16 protein-coding genes are annotated in these 21,198 nt (G+C 47.8%); 4 read left to right on the forward strand and 12 right to left on the reverse strand.

Annotated elements, in window-relative coordinates:
- Positions 1-22: 22 nt before the first annotated feature.
- The 6 genes from LKK83_RS20470 to LKK83_RS20495 all read right to left on the reverse strand — a co-directional run bounded on the left by LKK83_RS20470 (position 23) and on the right by LKK83_RS20495 (position 7,926).
- Positions 23-955: a glycosyltransferase family 2 protein gene (locus tag LKK83_RS20470; RefSeq protein ID WP_324633173.1), complete on the reverse strand. Its 933-nt coding sequence runs from the start codon at positions 953-955 to the stop codon at positions 23-25.
- A 127-nt stretch (positions 956-1,082) separates the two neighbouring features.
- Positions 1,083-2,381, reverse strand: coding sequence for a glycosyltransferase family 61 protein (locus LKK83_RS20475; RefSeq protein WP_324633174.1), 1,299 nt, complete (start codon positions 2,379-2,381; stop codon positions 1,083-1,085).
- Positions 2,378-3,250, reverse strand: coding sequence for a sulfotransferase family protein (locus tag LKK83_RS20480; RefSeq protein ID WP_324633175.1), 873 nt, complete (start codon positions 3,248-3,250; stop codon positions 2,378-2,380). Before LKK83_RS20480 ends, LKK83_RS20475 begins: the two co-directional genes overlap by 4 nt.
- A gap of 33 nt (positions 3,251-3,283) precedes the next feature.
- Positions 3,284-4,894, reverse strand: coding sequence for a lipopolysaccharide biosynthesis protein (locus LKK83_RS20485; RefSeq protein WP_324633176.1), 1,611 nt, complete (start codon positions 4,892-4,894; stop codon positions 3,284-3,286).
- A gap of 470 nt (positions 4,895-5,364) precedes the next feature.
- The gene (locus LKK83_RS20490) at positions 5,365-6,831 is read right to left on the reverse strand and encodes an O-antigen ligase family protein (protein WP_324633177.1); all 1,467 of its coding nucleotides are present in this window, start codon (positions 6,829-6,831) and stop codon (positions 5,365-5,367) included.
- 159 nt (positions 6,832-6,990) lie between these two features.
- Positions 6,991-7,926 carry a hypothetical protein gene (locus LKK83_RS20495; RefSeq protein ID WP_324633178.1) on the reverse strand — a complete coding sequence of 312 codons (936 nt, stop codon included), beginning with the start codon at positions 7,924-7,926 and terminating at the stop codon, positions 6,991-6,993.
- Between the two features lie 453 nt (positions 7,927-8,379).
- Here LKK83_RS20495 and LKK83_RS20500 point away from each other — a divergent pair, with 453 nt between their 5' ends.
- Positions 8,380-9,909 carry a polysaccharide biosynthesis/export family protein gene (locus LKK83_RS20500; protein ID WP_324633179.1) on the forward strand — a complete coding sequence of 510 codons (1,530 nt, stop codon included), beginning with the start codon at positions 8,380-8,382 and terminating at the stop codon, positions 9,907-9,909.
- Between the two features lie 15 nt (positions 9,910-9,924).
- Positions 9,925-12,222, forward strand: a complete 2,298-nt coding sequence (locus tag LKK83_RS20505; protein WP_324633180.1) for a GumC family protein — start codon at positions 9,925-9,927, stop codon at positions 12,220-12,222.
- 142 nt (positions 12,223-12,364) lie between these two features.
- Here the strand turns inward: LKK83_RS20505 and LKK83_RS20510 are convergent, their stop codons facing one another.
- From LKK83_RS20510 to LKK83_RS20520, 3 genes are all read right to left on the reverse strand, one after another.
- Positions 12,365-13,087, reverse strand: coding sequence for a PEP-CTERM sorting domain-containing protein (locus LKK83_RS20510; protein ID WP_324633181.1), 723 nt, complete (start codon positions 13,085-13,087; stop codon positions 12,365-12,367).
- Positions 13,088-13,584: 497 nt separating this feature from the next.
- Entirely contained in the window at positions 13,585-14,487 is a 903-nt protein-coding gene (locus LKK83_RS20515; protein ID WP_324633182.1) for a S1 RNA-binding domain-containing protein, read from the reverse strand.
- A gap of 219 nt (positions 14,488-14,706) precedes the next feature.
- Positions 14,707-16,995 carry a hypothetical protein gene (locus LKK83_RS20520; RefSeq protein ID WP_324633183.1) on the reverse strand — a complete coding sequence of 763 codons (2,289 nt, stop codon included), beginning with the start codon at positions 16,993-16,995 and terminating at the stop codon, positions 14,707-14,709.
- A gap of 75 nt (positions 16,996-17,070) precedes the next feature.
- On the opposite strand from LKK83_RS20520, the gene LKK83_RS20525 reads away from it, so the two are divergent.
- The gene (locus tag LKK83_RS20525; RefSeq protein WP_324633184.1) at positions 17,071-17,202 is read left to right on the forward strand and encodes a hypothetical protein; all 132 of its coding nucleotides are present in this window, start codon (positions 17,071-17,073) and stop codon (positions 17,200-17,202) included.
- Here LKK83_RS20525 and LKK83_RS20530 read toward each other — a convergent pair.
- On the reverse strand, positions 17,173-17,922 hold the full coding sequence (locus LKK83_RS20530; RefSeq protein ID WP_324633189.1) for a dienelactone hydrolase family protein: 750 nt from the start codon (positions 17,920-17,922) through the stop codon (positions 17,173-17,175). The genes LKK83_RS20525 and LKK83_RS20530 overlap by 30 nt on opposite strands.
- A gap of 738 nt (positions 17,923-18,660) precedes the next feature.
- On the opposite strand from LKK83_RS20530, the gene LKK83_RS20535 reads away from it, so the two are divergent.
- On the forward strand, positions 18,661-19,644 hold the full coding sequence (locus tag LKK83_RS20535; protein WP_324633185.1) for a GntR family transcriptional regulator: 984 nt from the start codon (positions 18,661-18,663) through the stop codon (positions 19,642-19,644).
- Positions 19,645-19,663: 19 nt separating this feature from the next.
- Here the strand turns inward: LKK83_RS20535 and LKK83_RS20540 are convergent, their stop codons facing one another.
- On the reverse strand, positions 19,664-20,167 hold the full coding sequence (locus tag LKK83_RS20540; RefSeq protein ID WP_324633186.1) for a hypothetical protein: 504 nt from the start codon (positions 20,165-20,167) through the stop codon (positions 19,664-19,666).
- Between the two features lie 234 nt (positions 20,168-20,401).
- The gene (locus tag LKK83_RS20545; RefSeq protein ID WP_324633187.1) at positions 20,402-20,956 is read right to left on the reverse strand and encodes a peroxiredoxin; all 555 of its coding nucleotides are present in this window, start codon (positions 20,954-20,956) and stop codon (positions 20,402-20,404) included.
- Between the last annotated feature and the right edge of the window lie 242 nt (positions 20,957-21,198).

The raw sequence follows: 21,198 nt of genomic DNA on the forward strand, positions 1-21,198 counted from the left end.
AAATTTATTTCTCTCCATTAGCCTAGGGAGTTAATTTTCTCGACAGTTTACGTATTTTCTTTTTGATTTTGGTCATTAAACTTGGATTGTGCATTTTATTAAAATACAAGGTGTCTGCCTCATCTTCTCTAATAAAAAAATTAGGATGTACGATTGGAAACTTTAATTGGTGGACTTTTAATTTGCCAAAATCACCCGGACGTTCTGCCGTATGAGTTGAAGCCTCTTTTTTAAATCCGATATTTTCTACCATATTGGTATTGGGAATAATTGTGTAATTCCCATTCCACAAACAGGTAAAATGCCATTGATAATCCCAGGTATCCACTTCTCCGGCATAGACTTTATCAAAAATCTCAGTTTTTTTGTCCGCTTCTGGTTTATTGCCAACCATGTCTATCAGTCGGTTTTGTTTTTTCAGTTCGGGCCATAAACTCATGTTGACGTCGTAGTGCTGCCAAGCGCGACGCCAACTCGCCCATCCCCAAATATGAGTGCGTCTGGAAAAATAGTAGCTTTCTTGTGGATTTTTGCCAGTAATGCCGAAATTGCTCCCGGCGATATGCATGACTCGCGTATCCTGTCGGTAGCGCTGAAGAAGTTCCTCGCAGTAGCGGAAAAATTCCGGTTGAGGCAGGCAGTCATCCTCAAGAAGGATGGCTTCCTCAACGGTTTGGAATACCCAATCGATGCCACTGGAAACTCGGTGCTTGCACCCTAAATTGGTTTCGGAATAATTTTTGAGGACTTCGCAGTCCCAGTCTACGCGATCGATAATGGCCCGAGTGGCGGCGCATTTTTCGGCTTCACCCGGTCGGGTTTCTCGAGGGCCGTCAGCAACCACTAACAACTGGGGCGGTTTGGCTTGGCGAATGGCCTCAAAGACTCTTGCGGTGGTATCGGGTCGATTAAAAATAATAAAAGCAACTGGAGTGGTTAACTGCGAATCAGCCATTTAAACTTCTCCTCGATCGCGATTTCGGATATTTGGGTTCAGCCTATTCTTGAATAGCTTATTCTCTGAATAGATTGTAAAGCATTTGGTGGAACTCGTCGAGCGCCTGCCGCTTTCCTGGGCGGAGTTAGCTGACTCCGGCCAATTCGATCAGGCTTTTCAAAGAATTCAGTTCGATTTCAATATCTTCATCGACTTTATGAGGATCGATATTTGCTGGCGGTTTTTTTCCGTTCCCCGTTGCGTAATAGTAGTCCAGACCGAGATGGTTGCTGATTGTCCAAAAACAGCCATTGACATAGTTTGGTGAGAATAATTCTATGATTTTTGTACCGGGTTTACAAAATACAATATTGGTCAGTCCACCGCCATGAGGGGCTACAATTACTTTAGCCGATGAGAATAATAAAATTTGCTCGGCTAGGGGAAGGGACTCTAGTTGGAAGCTCTGAAATTCACGTTTTTCTAAATAGGTCACTACCTCCGCTTCATTAATGACTCTTCGGTGTGTTGCTTTACTTCGACTAATATATAGCCGTTCTGGACGGGCAGATTCCTGTAAGGGTTTTGCGTCTAAAAACTCATTTCTCAAAAACTCACACGCCCAAAGTGGGATGGCATTACCCGGTTTTCCGGGGATCGATGGAACCAACAGGGTTTTAGCTTTGATATGAGGATAGCGATCGCTTTCTATTATTTTGCTCTCCGGAATCCCTAACTTACTCAAAGTTTCTCTTTGAAAAGGATGAGAAATTCCATTGACTAAAAATTTATAGATTTCCTCAAGGTTACCGGTTCTTTTTCGCAACAAATCAATTCGAGGTAATACGTTCAACATCCAATGAAAGTAAACTTGACCCAAAGGAGCCGATAACAGTGCTACAGTCCCTTCTATTTTCTCAACCGACGGTAACTTCCATTTTGAAAATATTGAATGGTTCTCGATCGAGCGTCCAATTTCTTTGGAAACATCTGCTAAAATGCGATCGTCAGGAGTAATGACCGTACCTCCTTCACTGCACACCCTTCCCTCTTTTATCAGAGCTACAAATGCAGCGGGTGCTTCCCGTTGATATTGCGGCGGGAATTTCCAGTGAATCGTTTCATCCACTGTTCCGGGTGCAGAACGGTAAACCCAATTTTTTGGATAAATTTCTTTGTATTTTTCTGAAATTTTAGTTGGATTTTTTTCCGATTTAACAATCCAGTCCCATGTGGTTTGATAAACCCCTTTAGGAGGTCCGATTATTTCCGAAGTGAGGGGCAACATTCTAATGGGTTGAATCAAATACTTTTTCAGGGTTTTGGCAAAATTACGGAGCCTATGCCAATAGGAACGCAGTCTATATTTGAGCCTATTTTTATACATTTTATCTCCTCCCCTACTGCCAATATCAATGAAGCATTTACCAAATTCTTCGTTCAATTCACTGAACTATGAGTTATTGCTGGGGCGAATTCTTCTACATTGACCACTGAAACATGCTGGAGAATGTATTCCCTTTGCCCTTCATCGAATAGCTTGGCAAATTTCTCGCCATTTGCATTTCGGATCGGTTCGCCAGCCGATGCTTTCCAGGCCCACTCGTGTTCGCGGACGACCTGCTTGGCAGCTTTCCCATAGTCTTGAAGCATTCTTTCATCGAATTCTACACCCATGAACCCACAGAGTTTTGTCAATACTGATTGCGGGTCTTCTACGAGCTGTTCGTAGCGTACAAGTGTATGATTTGTCTTATCAAGGTGGCGACGAGAGACTTCTACATCCTTGAGCCAGGTCTGAATGCATTGGTCAACGCTCCAAGGACCCCCCCAGGTTTTTTCTGAATGTTTGCGCGAAGCCTCATACAGGGAGGATACCACATCAGTCCCATTGCGGATCAGGTGGATAAATTTGGCATCTTTGACAAATTTTTCTATGGTATCGATCTGGTGCAAGTGTTGCGGAGTTTTTTCCAGCCATAGACGCTTCCCTTGTTGGTGGGTAACGGTATCGAGAACTTTGATAAATCCAGAAGCGTACTGGTGACTAAACCACGCTTTTTCTGGTACGCATTGCTGCTGCATCTGTTCTTGACCGATAACCCTGAGAAACTTCTCAAACTGGGATTGCGCTCGACGCGAAGCCAATCCAAATACCGGTCCCCAAGGCCAAGAGGCATTGAGGTGTTCAAAAAAGTGGGATTCAGGAAAAGAAGCGATGTTTGGATGGGCGGCTATCATGCTTTGCAACAACGTGGTTCCCGATCGCGGGCAGCCAACCAGAAAGATTCGTCCTTGAATGTTTCGATCCATGATTCACTTGATGATAAAGACAAAAACGATTATTTATTGCTTCTTTTTCTTGCGGGAGAGGACCGAACGACCCATCTGCAAAGCTTGGAGAACCAGTTCGGCGTCTATCCACCACAGGATTAGCCCGTAGACTCCTGCTGAGAGCGGAATGCAAATTGCCAGTACCCCTTGCCAATTCAGCCAGTCACTCAAAAGGTATTTCGCCCCGCTAATGCTGGCGACCATTGCTAGGGAAGCCACTAGCGGTGTAGCAAATTGGTAGAGATAGGTGGTTAGCTCGATGGATATCAGCCGCCGAAGCATCCCAACCCGAATCGGTGTTACCAGATATCCGCTAGCCACCCGTCCAACCGCTACTGCTACGATTCCCCAGCGCACTGCGATCGCAAAGGCGACCACACTAGCTGTGGCGTTCACGAAATTGACCTTTAGGTTCCAGTTTGGCTTGCCCACGGCTGTAATGGCACTGGAGACAATCCCTTGGCTTAACTGCATCGGGCCAACGAATGCTAAAACTTGCATTGTTGGTACGCTTGGTAGCCACTGCTTTCCAAACAAACCGAGTACCAGTTCGGGAGCCAGTGCTGCAATACCAAAACACAGTGGCAATGAAATCAGGCTAGATAGCTTGGTCGCGTTATAAAGCCACCGTCGCATCCGTTCTGGTTCTTCCTGAAGCCTGGAAAATGTAGGCAGCACGACTTGGTTGGTAGTGCTGTAGAGCAACTGCGTGATCGTCAGCAGCACGCGGTAGGCTATCGTATAATAACCTAGTTCAATAGCACCAAGAAATTTTCCCACTAAAAAATCATCAGCACGGAGAACGAAGAAGGTCAGGAGCTGCGAACCCATGATATTCATCCCAAAGCTAAACAGTTCCCTACCGTGGCTGAGAGAAAATTTCAGCCCCGGTCGCCACTGACTGGCCCACCATAGAACTAGAACACCCCCTAAAGCATTGCTCAATCGTTGCCCTACCAGACTCCAGACGCCAAACCCGAGCAGCGCCATGACGACGCCCACCACACCGCCAACCAAGGTCGCAACGAGCGATCGTATGGATAAGGCTTTAAAAGCAAGTTGCCGACGAAAAAGGGTTTGCTGTACGTCGCTTAAGGCCGCCAACAAGAAGCTTGGGGACATCCATTGCAGGATCGGTGCGAGCTGGGGCTGATCGAACCAGTTAGCAATAGGCCCTGCAAACCCGATGGCAATCGCCATCAAAATTGTACCAATGCTCAGATTAATCCAAAATGCAGTGTCTAGATGTTCTGGTTCTAGCTCCTGTCTTTGGACGAGGGCATTGGCGAATCCCTGCCTCAGAAAAAGTTCCATAAAGGAAAAAAAGACCCCAGCCAAGGCAACCAGACCAAAGGACTTTGGGTCGAGTAACCTAGCAAGGGTAAAGAAGACGAGAAAGGAGATGGCTTGAGTGCCCCAATTCTGAATTGCAGACCAAAGGACTCCTTTAAGCGCCTGTTGCCGTAGGTTCATTCCTGACACAACTTTGGTGATTGCCTCCCCATGAATACTACAATGAGCGATAGTGTTTTGATGTGGTTTTGACAACCTGACTTCAAAACTTTTGAACTTTTTACCCCTCTTGGTTCTTAACCATTGGCATTCTTTTCTTTGTTGACTCACCCTGGGGATTGCTGTTGTTTTTTGAAGGTCTCAAAACCCATCGCCTCTGTATTAGCCCCTGAAATCCTTCCGAAGGCTTCTACCTTCGGAACTTCTCAACAATGCACCTGAAACCAAGCGGCTCTTCTTGCTGGGTCTTTTTCCAGCAAGCTGGAGGCTTGGCTCCCCTCTATGTCTTAGCAGTTTTTCATCTGCTCTCTATCTTAATCTATTTGAACGATAAATTAAACCCTCAAATAAATTTTATGATTTGGAGCTGTCCGATCTCTACCAATTTGTCTCCACCTGGAGTGCCGTTGCTTTTCGCGCTACCCGACCCGATACCTCGGAGGTGCCGGTCTCGCATCTATTCTATGTTGAAGCAAGCGCGAGCATCTGTTCTGGAGTTGGATAGGTAGATCCATCGGCGATCGCCCTTGGAGTCTCGTTGAACACTGCACTGGTCGTCGGGGAAGTCCAAGGGCGATGCGTTATCGAGCTTCTCTATCGAATGAATTTTCTCTCGGAATCGGTAAGTCAGGCCGCTCTTTGCTTTCTTTTTGGTTTAACCGCTTTCTAATCGGGTCGAGGCTGGTTCCCACTGCTACTATCACGTAAAAGCACCAAATTTCCGTTGGTTCTGTCAGGCGGCTAATCGTCAGGTTTGGGAAAATTACATACAGAAAAAGAATCATTGGTAGAATCGAGTCAATCTGTTTGTATCCAGGATTTTTCTGCACCAGACAGCGCACTGCACCAACTAAGGTCATAATAAAGGATAGAGCAAAGATAGAAAACCCCACCAAACCAAGATCCAAGATAATCTCCATGAAGCCATTATGCGCGTGAGGAGGTGCCCAATATCCATTTCCGGAAGGCATCCAGAGTTTTCCATCGAGGGCGTTAGCGGCTGGGTTGTCCTTACCGCGCCAAGGTTGCCAAAATCCGTGAAACCCATAGCCTAACCAGGGTCTTAAAGATATCTTTTCTACAATCAAATATTCCCAAAGCGGTGTCCGACCTGTTAAAGTTAAATCCTTGCCAAGTCCATCGACCACAATTGCTTCCAAATTTTCTGTAACGACAATCGATAACCCGATCCCCACTACCAGAAAAATGACGATTGTAAACATGGCCCATCTAAAATTTAAACGCTTGAGAAAGCGCGAAACCAATAACAAGCTTGCTAGAGCCAGAAAGTTCACTTTTGCTCCTGCAGATTTTGCACTTTCCAATGCATACAATGAAAATAAAGTCAATGCAATCGAAAGCCAACGACGTTTTGGATTGTTCAATGCTTCAAATAGCCACAAAGCCGAACTTAAAGCCATCAACGCGGCAAACGGATTTGCATGACTGTTGATTCCTTGCCAGCTATTTTTCGTTGCATTGATTCCCACCGAAGGAACGACAAGGGCGTAATAAGCACTCACGATCCCGTTGAGCGCTAGAGTAAACCGCAATATTTTATCGAGTTTTTCAAAACTATATCGCTTGCCGATATAAATAGAAACTACCGAAATAAATAGAAAAGACAGCGCCGCTTTTAAAGTATAGTCTGTCGTCTCCGACCAAAAGGCAGACATTAACACCATAAAGATGAAGCCTAACAAAAAGGGGTTGCCTACCGTAATAATTGACAAGCTATAAATTAAGTCTTTCAGGGTGCGACGCAACTGGGGTGATAATACCAAAAGAACCGCCGCGTAAAAAACAATTTGAGCGACTAAAGATGGAAGGGTTTTTTGCCGATTATAAAGCCCGATTGGATGTAGTTTTGGAAAGGGTTCTATGCTTAACCCTGGTATCATAAATAAAAACATAAATACTGCGGCATCTTCGATTAAACTCGCCAACTTATTATTCCAGCTTATCGCGTTATAGAATAATAAAAAATAGACGATACCACTCCCCAATACAAGAAGTAAAATAACCGGGTTTAAAAGTAACTCTTTCATCCAAATACCCTGGCTGCGAGCCAGGGATAAAGTGCTCTAAGCCGATTGATAATATTCTGCTGAATCGGGTATCTACCTCTAAATGAGGCTCGTGCAAGTACCTTAACAGCAGAGAAACGGTAAAACTTGCTTACCCCTTCTCCTAATTTTAACAGCCGTTCAAAAGCTGCCTAGATAATTGAGGATAAAAGCTGCATAATCTCTGGCATCAGCGCGAATCAAATGAACTCCATCGGTCGTCATCCAATCTCTAGAAGGATGTTCGGGTAACCACTCGTAAGTCTCAGGAGGGAATAGCTTTCTCATCAGTTCTTTTTCTTGCTTTCTTTCCGGCGTTCTATCTACAAGCGGATCTCCTGGTACATCGAATAAAATAACTCGTACTCCTTGCTTTTCAAGTTTAACTATCTGCTTTTTAAGGTTTTGGGCAACGCGAGTTAGCTTGTTTTTTTGCTTTTCATTTAACCCCTCTCGACGTTGTTCGATCGCCTGCTTTAACCTCTTTTCTCTCATCTGAGGATTTCTCCGTAACTCATTGACTCTTTGGTTTTCAATTTTTTCAGCAGTTATTCCCTTCCAGTTTTTGATTATTTCTATAGCGACTGCAACGGGCTGATACTCTTGTCTAAACATCGGAAAATAGAGACGAATAAAGTACAATATCGGGTGATAAGCTGCCTCTATTAGTTCCCGATTAACTCCTTGAATGAGGGTTCCGTTTGCCTCCAAGAGCAAGATTGACGGCTTGCTATGACTGCGTTTTACTAGCTCTAAACCCGTTTGAGAAGAACCCCCTCGTATTCCGACATTGGCTACCCGCTCTTTACCAAAGTAGTCAGCTTCAATTTTGGCAGTCCTCGAACTTCCTGCTACCAGGATTTCATAAGGAGACTGACTATAAGCATATTGCTCTACTTTAATGATATTAGATTGCTGTATGCTCAGCCCTTCGCTAGATGGCAACACTCCACTCACCACTAAAGTGTGGTAGAACGTCATAACAAAAAGAAAGACTAAAATCGGGCGAAACAAGGGGCGAATGCTATCGTTTAAGCCAAAACGCTGTCTGACCCTGCTAGAAGTAGATGGATTCATTGGCTCTCCCAGGATTCACAAAAATGATGGTTCAAAAAATTTATATGCAGTCTTTTAGCCGAAGATAGAGGTTTCTGTATGTCCTTGACCAGTTGCCTATCTGACTGGAGATGTAAAAGCCGCTTCAATCGCTCTGACTTATTCTTCAATTTTAAAGGTCGAATAACCCCATTTAAACCTGCAGTATAGGGCGCTTATTTTTGAGTATTCAAGAGCAAATTGAGCGGAAAAGTCAGCGGTGGTTTGGATGTTTTGTATTAAATTGACAGATAGATTATCCTCCTAATTTGGGGAGTCAGTTTGACCAGCATATTTGATGGCGGGCAGGAAAAGGTTGTCAAGATATCTAATTCTATCATAAAATAGGTGAAGAAGCCAGGAAACAACAAAACTGATGCCGGAAGACTAAATAGACCAAGGTCATGTAGGTAGATAGTACCCCAAAAGACAAGTATGGATAAGCAACAGTTAGATGGGACTCGGATTGAGGGTCGCTTTAATGTAAAACATCCCCACAAAAAAATCCCGTCAGTTATGGGAATAACCTTGTCGGCGGTGGCAGTGATGGCTTGCTCCTTTCCAAGTGTAGCGCAGCAACCGAGGGGAGAAGAAAGTTACCCGGAGCTAAGCCAAAGGGGTCCCGCTTTGCCACCGTCGCCCGCTTACACCCTGGGCGGTGGCGACCTGGTGAATGTCAATATTATAGGGCTTCCGGAGTACAGCGATCGCTACCAAATTCCGGTGGATGGCAGACTGAACTTGCCCCTAATTGGTACGATCAATGTGGAGGGGTTAACTTTAGAAGAAGCGAGTCAGAAAATCGAAGCCGCTTACCGACAGGTACTCAGGCGTCCCAAAATTGCAGTGAGTCTGGTGGCTCCTCGTCCCCTCAACGTTTGGGTGTCTGGCGAAGTGACTCGTCCGGGTTCTTACACGATGCGCCTGACTCCAGGAGCGGGAAACATTCCCGGCGTTCAATACCCCACTGTAGTGCAGGCTCTAGAAATGGCTCAGGGCGTGACGCTCGCCGCTGATATTCGTCAAGTCCAGGTACGGCGCTTCTCGAGAGCGGGTGAAGACCAAATTTTCACCCTCGATCTGTGGACGATGCTACAAACCGGCGATCGCAGTCAAGATATTACCTTGCGAGATGGAGATGCCATCTTCGTCCCCACGGCCCCCCAAGTCAACCTGGAACAAACGCGCCAACTGGCCACCACAAGCTTTTCCCGAGATACGGAACTGCCGCGCACGGTGGCGGTGGTGGGAGCCGTGGAGCGACCGGGAACCTACTCCATCCTCGGCTCGGATACTGGACAGGGAATCAGAGCGGCGGGTCTGCCAACTGCGACCCGAGCCATTCAGCTAGCGGGGGGAATTAAACCGGATGCGGATATTCGTCATATCCAGTTGCGCCGACCCACCCTCAACGGCGGCGACCAAATCCTGACTCTCAATCTATGGCAACTCTTACAAACGGGGGATTTCACTCAAGACCCGATTCTGCAAAACGGAGATACCATTTTTATTCCCACTGCTATTGAAATGAACCCCACCGAAGCGGCGATTTTAGCCAGAACAAACTTTTCTCCGGAAACCATCGAAGTGAATGTCATTGGAGAAGCAGTCCGAACCGGAAATATCAGTTTGCCTCCCAACACTCCTTTAAACCAAGCATTGTTGGCAGCGGGGGGATTCGATCCCAACCGGGCAAATCAAGACAGGGTTGAACTGTTTCGCCTTAATCCCAACGGTACCGTGTCGCAACGCATCATCCCGGTGGATCTAGATGCCGGAATCAACGAGCAAACCAATCCGATTCTCCGCGATAACGATATCGTTGTCATCAACCGATCTGGTCTAGCTACAATTGCTGACACCATCAATACGGCAACTGGCTTTAGTGCGAATGCCACTGGATTTCTGAGAATTTTTGACTTCTTTGGACTATTTGACTATCTGAGACTGCCTCGTCGGCGATGAGCGCCAGCAAAAAAGTTGGAAGATTTCATGGGGGACGAGTTTAAGCAAAAATTTAAAGGTGCCAATATGGATTACAACCAGCATTTCCAACAGTTTTCCCACCAACGTAATACTGAGAAGCTTCAATCATTATCTCCAGTCTACACCGAAAGAATGGAAGAAAGTGAGGAAGAGAAGTTCGATGTGGCTTGGCTGTTTGCCGTTCTCCGCAGAAGAGCGCCGATTATGCTATTTGTGGCGGTGGCCTTAAGCATTCTCGGTGGTGCGCTCATTGTTCGAAGTTCTCGTAATATTGTCCCCGTCTATAAAGGCTCTTTTAAGCTTTTGGTTGAGCCGATTACTGCTGAAGGTCGATTAGCCAGACAATACATTATGGCTCAAGGCCCAAATACAGGGAGCGAGCTCCAACGAGCCAGAATAGAAGAAACGAGCTTGGTGGACTACCAAACTTTAATTCGTGTTTTGCGAAGTCCAAAACTAATGGAGCCTGCGATCGCCCAATTACAAGCAAAATATCCAAAAATCAGATACGGGCCTCTCGTCAGTAATATAAAGATGAGGCGCATTACTGTGGGAAAAGGAGCGAACGAGCAAGGTACCAAAATTTTAGTGGTCAGTTATCAAGATCCAAATCCAGAAAAAGTTGAAGTGGTTTTAAACCACCTTGTTGATGCTTATTTAGAGTACAGCCTCCAGGAGCGCATGACAAGCCTGCGCCAGGGAATTAAATTTATTAATGATAGCTTGCCAGAGCTGCGTGAAAAAGTAGATACTCTGCAAGCAGATTTGCAAAAGCTGCGCCAACAGTACAACTTGATGAATCCGGATTTGGCAGATAGATATCTTTACGAACATTCGTTGATTATTCAGAGACAGCGAGTAGACCTAATTGCACAACTCCAGCAGCAGCGAACCCTCTACGCCAACCTACAAACACAATTAAGAGAAGACAATCCCGTTACCATTCTATCCCGAGAGCCGAAAGCCTACGAAACCTTAATCGGACAAATCCAAAAGCTAGAAACCGAGATGGCTTTGCAGTCAGCCCTTTTTCTAGACGACAGCGAGCCAATGGTGACTCTACGCGAGAAGCTGGATAACTTATATCTTCAGGCGCGTCAAGCTGCTCGATCGATTGTCAAACAGGTTGAAAGTCAATTACGCGAACTCGAGGCTAGGGAGCAAAGTCTTGCTGAAGCTGAAACGGCATTGAATCAAAAACTGAGAGAATTGCCATTAGTTTCACGCCAGTATGCCGATCTACAACGAGAATTAGAAGTGGCGACAAATAGCCTTCAGGACTTTTTATCGAAACGAGAAGCATTGCGCGTGGATGCTGCTCGCAATGAAGTACCTTGGGAACTCATCGATCCGCCTAACGTGCCCCGCGACGCGGCGGGCAACCCCCTTTCTATTACTGTTACGCAAACCAAGCGGCAGTTAGCTGTGGTGGTTATTTTAAGCAGTCTGCTAGCGATTGGGGTGGGTTTTTTAGTCGAGGTACTTCACACGGTTTTCCACACTCCTGCCGAAGTAAAAGCCGCAACGAAACTACCCGTACTCGGTGTGATTCCTTTTGCCAAAGAACTGAAAAAAGCTACAAAAAAACCCAAAAAGCTTGCTCCTGCTAACGCGGTCTTAGGCAGTTCGAGTCACCCCGCACCACATCTGGGGGCTGGTAATTTGCTAACGACTGCTCAAGTCCACCATGCTTCTGCATTATTGGAAGCTTTCCGAGCTTTACATACCAATATTCGTTTGCTCAGTTCAGGTTTCCCTATTCACTCTTTTGTGATTGCTGCAGCCGAACCTGGAGATGGAAAGTCTTCCGTGGCTTTACAATTGGCTCATACAGCTGCAGCGATCGGTCAGAGGGTCTTGCTGGTGGATGCGGATCTTCGCTCTCCGCAAATCCATACTCAACTAAACATACCCAATCTCCGGGGACTCAGCGATGCCATTTCTACTGATATTAGTCTCAACGATATCATTCAGCGACCGTCTGATGCAAATCCCAATTTGTTTGTATTGACCTCAGGTTCACTGTCGCACGATCCCATCAAGCTCCTATCTTCAAAAAAAATGCACTCTCTGATGGAGCAATTTCAAGACTTTTTCGATGTCGTAATCTATAATAGTCCGCCCCTGCTCGGACTGGCAGATGGTAGCATACTTGCTTCTCAAACTGACGGTCTTATTTTAGTGGTGGGACTGGCTAAGACGGATCGTTCTTCAGTAAAGCAAGCATTAGATGGATTAAAAATTTCTGGGTCTCCAGTGTTGGGTGTAGTGACCAATCAAATCAAAGGCTAAACTTTCAGCTAGAATCCACCTCCATAATAAATGCCGCACTTTGAAAGTGCGGCATTTATAACTATAATCGATTCTGTGTCTTTAGGCATTCAGTAGGTAGAAAAGACTTGCCGAGCTTATAAACTCCTCTCCTAACTTGAACTTAGGAGGCTTGCTTTTCTTTACGACGTCGGGAGAATGCCATTGCCCCAGTTACCACTCCTAAACCCAGTAACATGGTAGGTTCTGGTACTGAAACTTCTGCTGCGCTAGCGGATACTATAAAATCATCGTAGTCATTGTCGCCGGCAATACCATTATCTTCAAAGAACAGGTTCAGTCCGCTGAACAAATCCCCTTCAAACAAGACCCGATCGCGAGCATTTACAGTTCTACCGTTGAAACTGTCGTCGTAGTCATTTTCTGTTATGGTTTTCGAGGTATCCCACCAACTGGGATTGAGTGAACTTGTGGAATAAACGGTCCGGGTAAGCTCTCCACGGGTGCCATCTATTTTATCGTAGCTGTTTAGGAAAAAAGTGTATTCTGTGCCTTCACTGAAGGTGAAATTGGCCAAGCCTTCTTCATATTCTACTGCTTTATCAACACCTTCCGTTCCCAGGTTGTCGTTGCTTACCCCACTGCCCGGATCGACATTGAGTGATTCAGAAATCAGAATGGTTTCCATACCACTCGATAGATTTTTAACGCCAAAGTCACCGTACCAGTAACCGTGAGATTGAAGGAATTCAAAGTTGAGAGTGGTATCTTCCTCAAACAAGATTCCCTCGTTTCCAAAGGTAAAAGCTTGCGCCGAGCCGGCGGAAAGCAGACCGATCGCCGCTGCTCCAGCCGCTGCCGTTATAATGCGTCGTTGTAAGTTCATTGTTTCCCTCGCTTGTTTTAGCTACAATTGAAAATCTGTCAGTGCGATTGAGGCTGTGTGTCTTAAAATTTAGAAGATGCCTGGGGACGATCGCCAGACCCTCATCTTAGATCCTGGCATCTCGCTTTTCCTGATTCTATCTTAGACACTAACTCTGCTAAGGTGGAACGATCGAGATCACAACTTTAAAGACTCTTCATAATTCTCCCGATCTTCGTGAAGCTCATTTAAACTCTCCTCGCCAAAATTTCCCGGGCTTCTGCAAAGACGCCGCCCCTTGCTCTATCCAAGGCATTGTGGGACACCAACACGCGATCGCCCACCCTTCTCTCGCCGCCAGAGATGCCCTAAAAAATTCCCAGACATAAACCTTCCTATATCAAAAGGGGCGGGTTATTCCAATAAATCTTGGAGGTTTTCCCCTCGACTCTCAACCCGCCCCGACGCCGAGGAGAACTTGAACTCAAATTCCCTCAGCAGGTCACCAGTAACTTTACCTACTCCAAAAGATTGGCATTAGCCTTCTCTTGGCGCTTCTCGGCAGTAGCCATTACCTCATCCATATTCTCCAGCATTTCCCCTTGATAATTCTCCAAAACCTTAGTAGACAAGGAAATCCGGCCTTTCCACTCATCCACAGCGGTGACGATCGCCTTAATCGGTTGACCGATTTCAAACACCTCATTCAGAGACGCCACATAATTTTTACTCACCTGTTTGATGTGCAGCAACGCCGTGACGCCATCTAACTCCACAAACACTCCAAACGGCTTAATATTCACCACTTTCCCCTCAACCAAGTCCCCAACTTGCAGGGATTGGATCCGTTTGGCGCGAGCTTGTAACCGCTGCGACAACACCAACTTATTGCGATCGCGATCGGCTTCCAAAATACTCGCACTGAGATTTTCCCCCACCAATTGCTCCAAATTATGGCGCTCGATCAGGTGCGATCGCGGAATAAACCCCCGCAACCCCTCAACATCAACAGTCACGCCCCCTTTATTCACCCCCGTCACGCGCACCGGCACCGATTCATTGCTCTCTTGCAATTGAGCCAATCGATCCCAGACCTTCTTCAACTCCATCTGGCGAATCGAGACGATCGCCTGACCCTCAGCATTCGGTTCGCTGACAATCAAAAAATCCCGTTCCTCTTCCAAAGGAACCACTTCCGCTAAATCGCTCGTTGGCGACACCGAGGCTTCCCGCAGTGGCAAAAACGCTGCGGATTTGCCACCAATATCCACATAAGCCCCTTCCCCACTATATTCAAACACTTTCCCACGCACTTTCTGCCCTTTGCGAAAGTCATAGCTTTGTTCTTCCAAAGCTTTAGCAAAATCCTCAGCAGAAAATGACACTTCTGTCTTCTTAGAACGAGTCTGTTCGGAATTCATTGCGATTGACAAATTAAACAAAAATCAAATACATGGGGCACTTAACTAACCCCTGATTGGGCGGTGGGATTCGAGCGAAGCGACGCCGCCCACTGTCCGACGCTCGGCGCGTCATGGGGTGCCAGGTGGTTGCGCCCAAAGCGCCCGCGCTCAACAACACCCTCCACTTCTTCACCCCCGTCAGGCGCTTTCCACTCCTGCCTTCAGTGTAACAACCCCTCATCCAAACGGGACGAAATTATTCGGCGTCAGCACATCTGCATTCACCCCTGCCAACACGGCTAAAATTTCACCAGTGGACGCAATTCGCACCAGGGTATCCCCACCCGCCTGTTGCACGGCGAGACTCTCAAATTCTAGGGGAGCGGCCAACCCAATAACATCCTCAGCCGGATTAAAATCATTAATCAGATCCGTACCATCTCCCGGGGCATAGCCGAAGGTATCGCGACCCGGACCGCCGGCTAAGGTATCTGGTCCTTCTGCACCGACAATCGTATCCGCACCGGCACCGCCGACGATTCCATTCCCTGCTGGATTGCCTAAAATGTCATCATTCACCGGCGTGCCGATCAGATTTTCAATCGTCGTGCCAAACCCAATATAAGTCCCATAACTGCTCGCGGTATAGACGGCATTGCTCGGATCGTTAATTGCCTGGTAAGTCGCCGCATCTAACACACTTTTATTCGTATTTTGACCCCCTTCATTCAGATCGAAGAAGTAAGTATCGATGGGCGGCAGATCCGAAAAGTCGAGGGTATCAATTCCACCGGCATCCCAAATCGTTTGCTTGAGACCCACAAAATTGGTGCCATCAAAGTCGTAAAAACTATTCCCGTCGTTGCCTTCACTGAAACCATAGAGAAATTGCAGTGCCCGCATGTCATAAGGCATGGGGGTACTGGCTCCTACGCCGGCAATGTTGAAACTCATTGCCGTGTTGCTGTTGTTATCCTCTGAAAACTGGAGGGGCGTGCCTTCAATGGGAAAAGTGGGTCGTTCGGCGATCGCAATATTCGGTCGCCCCGGTAGGGGAACCACTCCGAACTCGGGAGGCACTGCATAAACATTTGGCTGTCTCAACCCCAAGGCATGGCCGATTTCGTGAACTAATCTTTGATAGCCAAAATTTCCCGCCCCTTGGGCAAACGACAGTTGGGGATCGGTTTCAAAATTGCGGCTTAAAACAATGTCACCCCCGGTTCCAATTCCCGGCGCATAGCTATAGGCATACTGCGGATCGTTAGCAAATAGAATGCGAATTTCTCCGGTGTTCGGCGGGCGATCGGGCACCTCAAGCAAACTAAAAGGCAGCACTTTATCGTACTCCTCCATAATTTGGCGAACGTTATTTTTAATCGCCTCGTTCACTTCACCCACGCCACTTTCCTGCCCTGGATATAAAAACGCACTAGCGGTATCCACAAAACTGTAAGTCAGTACCCCCCCAACCGGCGTATTCCACTTGACAAATGTCTCCTCTTGGAGGGTCTGCGCCGCAGAAGGAGTGTCTTCGCCGTTGGTCTCTTGCGCGTCTTCTGCGGTTTCTGCTGGAATAACTAACGCATCGATCGCCACCGGGTCGAAATACAACGACGATCGCCGTCCCTCTTGCAATCCTTCCTGTAAATATTGCTCGATTAATTCCGGTTGTTCGGTTAATCCTCTTGCCCGCAAATCTGGATTTTCGTTTAAATAAAATTCCGGATCGAAATTCAGGGAAGGGCGACGTCCCTCGAACACGCCTATCAATTCAAAGTGGAGCAGCGCTTCTTCTCTAGACAGACCAGCCGCCAACAAATCTGGGCTATTTTCCAGATAGAATGTCGGGTCAAAAATCAGAGAATATCGCCGATTTTCATTAATACCTTGCAGGACAAAATGTTCTAAAGCTTTTTGTCGATTGGTCGGCCCAAACAGTTCGGCTAGGTCGGGATTGCTGCTCAGATAAAATATCGGGTCGAAATAGGGGCTATAGTTAACGGAGGCTATCTCCCCCGGTTCGATAGGTAAGCTTTCAACATCTAAATCGGTATCGATGTTGAGTTGGGTTTCGAGAAACAGATTAAATAGATTTTCATTCAGCGTCGGTGGTAGCGGTCGATTGGGGTCGAACTCGATTAAATCCGATACCGGTGGCTCGACTTCCGGGGTAAGCTGGTCGATCAGTTCGGGATTGAGATCTTCGAGATTTTCCCGATAGAAATCGATATCGAAAACCGGGGAGAATCTGCGTCCTTGGTCTAAGCCGACGCTGATAAAATGGTCGAACAGTTCCCGAGGGGTTAAGTTGGCTAACTCGGGATTGGCGCGGCGATAAAAGTTCGGATCGAAAATGGGTAAAAATCTGCGCCCCTCTGCCACGCCTCGCTCTAGGAAGTGGGATAAAAGCTCATCTTCGCTAAGACCGCGCAAGTCTGGATTGGCAAGCCGATAAAATTCTGGAGCGAAGAAGTCTTCTTCTGGAGGGGGAAGTGGTTGTTCGAGTAGAACACCGTCTGGCATGGTTGTTTCCTATTTAAGATAGATTTAAAAAAAAGGAAGGGATGGAGAAATTGCGTCCTCGGTGGCGTTGTGGGAATGAATCTACAGGAGTTACAGCGATCGCCCTTTTGTGTTGCACTGGGTCGCCGCAAATCCACCCGGGCGATCGCAACTCCTGCGGACATATCGATGAAGGATTTAACCGGATTTCAGGGTCTCGGCGAATAGCCGATCCACCTGCGTCCAGGCATCTGCTGCCGCTTCGGGATTGTAGCTTTCTCTCTGGTCGCAGATGAAACCGTGTGTAGCCCCTTCGTATCGAAATACCCGGTGACGAATTCCCTGTTTGTTAAGTTCCGCTTCGATGCGATCGGGTTGGTCGTTGGGAATTAAGGGGTCTTCGGTTCCGAAAAAGAGATAAATCGTGCCGCTAATCTCTCCGGTACGGGTTAGGGTGGGTTCGCTTTCCCCGGGACACCAATTCACGATGCCGGCTCCGTAAAAGGAGGCGGTGGCTTGAATCTCGGACAGGGTGGCGGCAAGATAGGCCACATGCCCCCCAAAGCAAAACCCTATGCAGCCTACGCCGTCTTTTTTCACGGAAGGCAGGGTTTTGAGGTATTCCACTGTAGCTTGGGTGTCGCTAAGCAGTTCTGAGGCTTTGGTTTGCTCTTTGTACTCTCGCCCCACTTTCAGATCTTCGTCGGTGTAGCCGACTTCAAAGTCGGGGGCGGTGCGTTGATAAAGGGCAGGGGCGATCGCCACGTACCCCATTTTGGCAATTTTGTCGGTCACTTCCCGAATATGGGCGTTGACGCCAAAAATTTCCTGGAACACGATGACAGCAGGAAATGGTCCGACCCCCATCGGTTGGGACAGGTACGCAGAGATGAGCAAGTCCTGGTTGGGAACTTTCACCCAATCGCTTTTTATCTGTACGTCTACCATACTCATTGCATTCGCTTTTTTTACGCTCTCGCTTCTTAATTTACTGCGATTTTGCACCCGCTCTACTATGACATAAGCCCCAGAGTGGGGCGATACTGTATTTTTACTTATTTTTTTAAATAAGCCGTTTTCCTGCCATCCGTCACGCCCCACCGCCGATTTTTCCCCGCCTCCTCTCCTGTGCCCACACCATTTCTGTAGATTTCCCCTGACTTCTGTGCTGCCCCGCTTCACTTCTGCTCTGTGTCGAGGGATTATTGCGGAGAATTTAAGTTATAATTCAACCAGAATAAAACCTCGATTTCGGGTCAGTCGCTCACCAAAAATAACCGCAAAAACAGAAGGGTTGCTGACGGCTTTTATGCTCGCAATCAAGGGCTTCAGCAAAAGGCAATTCTATTGGCAATTCGGTGGGGTTCATCATTGGCGATCGCTCCGGTAGCTTTAGCGCACAGCACCTCATTCGTCCCTTTGATGTTGCGGGTTATCTAGAAAAAACAAGGGGATGGAACTCTCGGGGATTGACCGATGTCAAGGCTAAATTAATGACACGAAGAGAATATTGCAGTGAGTCAGAGAACGGTATAGGGGGCGAGTCACCTATGGGGGGAATCCCCTGCTCGACAAATGCCCGATTTAATTTATAGAACATAAAATAGAGCAGCGTTGCCCGGGTTTCCACCGGGATCGAAGCGCTGCTCGCTAATCGCTTTATGCCAGTGCCCTGGAGTGCCTAGAATGGTTCAATTTCAGATCAAGACCGATAGCGAAATTCCTGCATCGACTCAGTTGTTTAACCAAATCCGCTTTGCGATCGCCTCTCGGCAAATTCCGCCAGGAGACAAGTTGCCCAGTACCCGCGCTTTAGCCATGCAGACGGGTCTGCATCGCAATACCATCAGCAAGGTTTACCGTCAGCTCGAAGACCTGGGACTGGTGGAAGCTCAAGCCGGTTCGGGCATTTACGTTCGCGAGGACAGTCACGAACGGGTGGTGCGGCTTTCGTCTCCGTTGTTCCAAAAGTATCCCGATGCTTATCAAGTGGTGAAAAATAGCTTGGATGAGTTACTGCATCAGGGATGCTCTCTCAACCAAGCGCGGGAATTGTTTTTAACCGAAATCGACTGGCGCTTGCGCTGCAGTGCCCGGGTGCTGGTGACGGCTCCCACTCACGATATCGGCGCGGGGCAATTGATGGCGCACGAAATTGAGGCGGAATTGAAGATTCCGGTGCAGTTGGTGCCCCTGGAACAACTCGCGGAAGCCCTGGATCAAACCCCTACCGGGACGGTGGTTACCAGTCGCTACTTTTTCTCCCGCGCTGAGGCGATCGCTGGACCGAAAGCAGTCCGCACTATCCCCATCGATACCTACGACTATGCCGAAGAATTGTCCCTGGTAAAAGAATTACCGCCCAATAGTTCTTTTGGCATCGTCTGTCTCAGCCCCGGGATTATGCGGGTGGCAGAAGTCATTATCCACAGCTTGCGCGGCGAGGATGTGCTGGTAATGACCAGTCAACCGGACGATAAGTACAAGTTGAAAGCAGTGGTTCGCACCGCCCATACGATTGTTTGCGATCCGCCCAGTTATGACAAGATTAAAGCGGCGATCGAAGCATCGCGCGAGGACTTGATTCGCGCGCCTCGGGTGTTGAAAACCGATAATTACATTGGGTCGGAATCGCTGAATTTGCTCAAGCGGGAATTGGGGTTGGAATGATGAGATAATCGGGCGATCGCTACTTTTGCGACCGGGTGTTTTCTTCCATATTGCGATCGCCTCGCATCGCTTCTCTCCCCACCATCATCATCCCCGCTACCCCCAAACACACAAACCCAATATATTGATGCCAATATCGCAGCATTTCTTGCTCGAATGTCAGTCCGGGGTGCATCGCTTTTATGTAAAACAGTAGCGACATTAGTAGCAATGCCGAAAACCCGATAAACGTTAGCCCTACGTAAACTCGGGCGGGTTGCAATTCCTCATCAGTAATATTTTTTAGCGCGAATTTTATCTCCTCGACCCCCCACCGATCGCCCTCTAGGTCCTCTGACCTGGCGTCACTCACCGCCACCGGCAAGCAGGTATTCCGGGGTTGTTCCAACTGCACCGTACCTTCTCGCACCGGCAGCAGTTCTAGCGGTTCCCTTTCTGGATCCTCCGCAAAATCCAGGGTTTCCGGCAATTGTTCGGGTATCGGTTTCGGTTCCAATTCCATATTGCTTGAAGGAAATTCCACAATCTTAGGGTAACGCAATTCCCCCTCGGCCCCCTTCCCCCCCCCACACCCATTAGCGGGCGGGGAGAATTGAGAATTGAGGCGGCGGGGGAGTAGAAATCGAAACTCGGCAATGCTGACATTGAGAATTGATATTATATCCGAAGAAATAGTCGCAAAACGAATCACTCAGCGTCGGCGATCGCAAGCATGCAAAGGCGCGATTTCAATCGCCCACTTCTCAATTCTTCTCCATTAACTCGCGGTGTTTTGCAATTCATCCAACCGCGCCAGCACTTCGGTACTGTGAATTGTCGGTCTGACCCCGAGAAAGGTTTCGCGCAAAATGCCATCCGGGTCAATAATAAAGGTGTGGCGCATGGACATCGGCGCAATCCAAGACCCGTAAGCTTTGCTGAGTGCGCCATCGGTATCGGCTAATAGGGGAAATTTTAACCCTTCCGCATCGCAAAACTCGGCGTGGGAGTTTACCGAATCGGCACTCACCCCGAGAATTTGAGCGTTGCGATCGCGGTATTTGGGCAAATCTCGTTGGAAGCGCTGCGCTTCGATGGTGCAACCCGAGGTAAAGTCTTTCGGATAAAAGTACAACACCACCCATTGCCCGCGATAGTCGGAAAGGGAAATTTCCCCCTCCCCGGTATTGGTGGGTAGGGTGAATTCTGGCGCGGGTTCCCCCACGGGTGGGAGTTGACCCCCCAAAGCGTGGGCGCTGGGAGCAAGGGTGAACCCGGCGAGGAATGCCAGAATGCCGGCAAACAGAATGCGGAAAAAATTGCAACGGGACATTGGGATTAAGTCCTAGAAAAGCGTTTCTTTACATAAGTTTACACGCTGGCTCAGCAAAGCGTGGATTCTGGCATCGGATCCGGGGAGGGGCGATATCGCCACCGACTCCTCGCCTCTTTCTCCCCTGGACACTACCCGAGAAATACTTATAGCAGTTCTGATATGGGTGAGGTAACGAATTTTTTACCTCGGAGGTGCAAGCGCGGTTGGGACTATTCGGCTGCGGATCGCATCAAGCAACA

It is taken from the genome of Phormidium sp. CCY1219 (assembly GCF_035615515.1).
GTDB lineage: Bacteria > Cyanobacteriota > Cyanobacteriia > Cyanobacteriales > Laspinemataceae > CCY1219.

Coding starts and splice junctions, on each gene's coding strand:
- LKK83_RS20470 (WP_324633173.1), bottom strand. CDS start 955: ATGGCTGATTCGCAGTTAACCACTCCAGTTGCTTTTATTATTTTTAAT.
- LKK83_RS20480 (WP_324633175.1), bottom strand. CDS start 3,250: ATGGATCGAAACATTCAAGGACGAATCTTTCTGGTTGGCTGCCCGCGA.
- LKK83_RS20490 (WP_324633177.1), bottom strand. CDS start 6,831: ATGAAAGAGTTACTTTTAAACCCGGTTATTTTACTTCTTGTATTGGGG.
- LKK83_RS20495 (WP_324633178.1), bottom strand. CDS start 7,926: ATGAATCCATCTACTTCTAGCAGGGTCAGACAGCGTTTTGGCTTAAAC.
- LKK83_RS20500 (WP_324633179.1), top strand. CDS start 8,380: ATGGATAAGCAACAGTTAGATGGGACTCGGATTGAGGGTCGCTTTAAT.
- LKK83_RS20510 (WP_324633181.1), bottom strand. CDS start 13,087: ATGAACTTACAACGACGCATTATAACGGCAGCGGCTGGAGCAGCGGCG.
- LKK83_RS20515 (WP_324633182.1), bottom strand. CDS start 14,487: ATGAATTCCGAACAGACTCGTTCTAAGAAGACAGAAGTGTCATTTTCT.
- LKK83_RS20520 (WP_324633183.1), bottom strand. CDS start 16,995: ATGCCAGACGGTGTTCTACTCGAACAACCACTTCCCCCTCCAGAAGAA.
- LKK83_RS20525 (WP_324633184.1), top strand. CDS start 17,071: ATGAATCTACAGGAGTTACAGCGATCGCCCTTTTGTGTTGCACTGGGT.
- LKK83_RS20530 (WP_324633189.1), bottom strand. CDS start 17,922: ATGGTAGACGTACAGATAAAAAGCGATTGGGTGAAAGTTCCCAACCAG.
- LKK83_RS20535 (WP_324633185.1), top strand. CDS start 18,661: ATGGTTCAATTTCAGATCAAGACCGATAGCGAAATTCCTGCATCGACT.
- LKK83_RS20545 (WP_324633187.1), bottom strand. CDS start 20,956: ATGTCCCGTTGCAATTTTTTCCGCATTCTGTTTGCCGGCATTCTGGCA.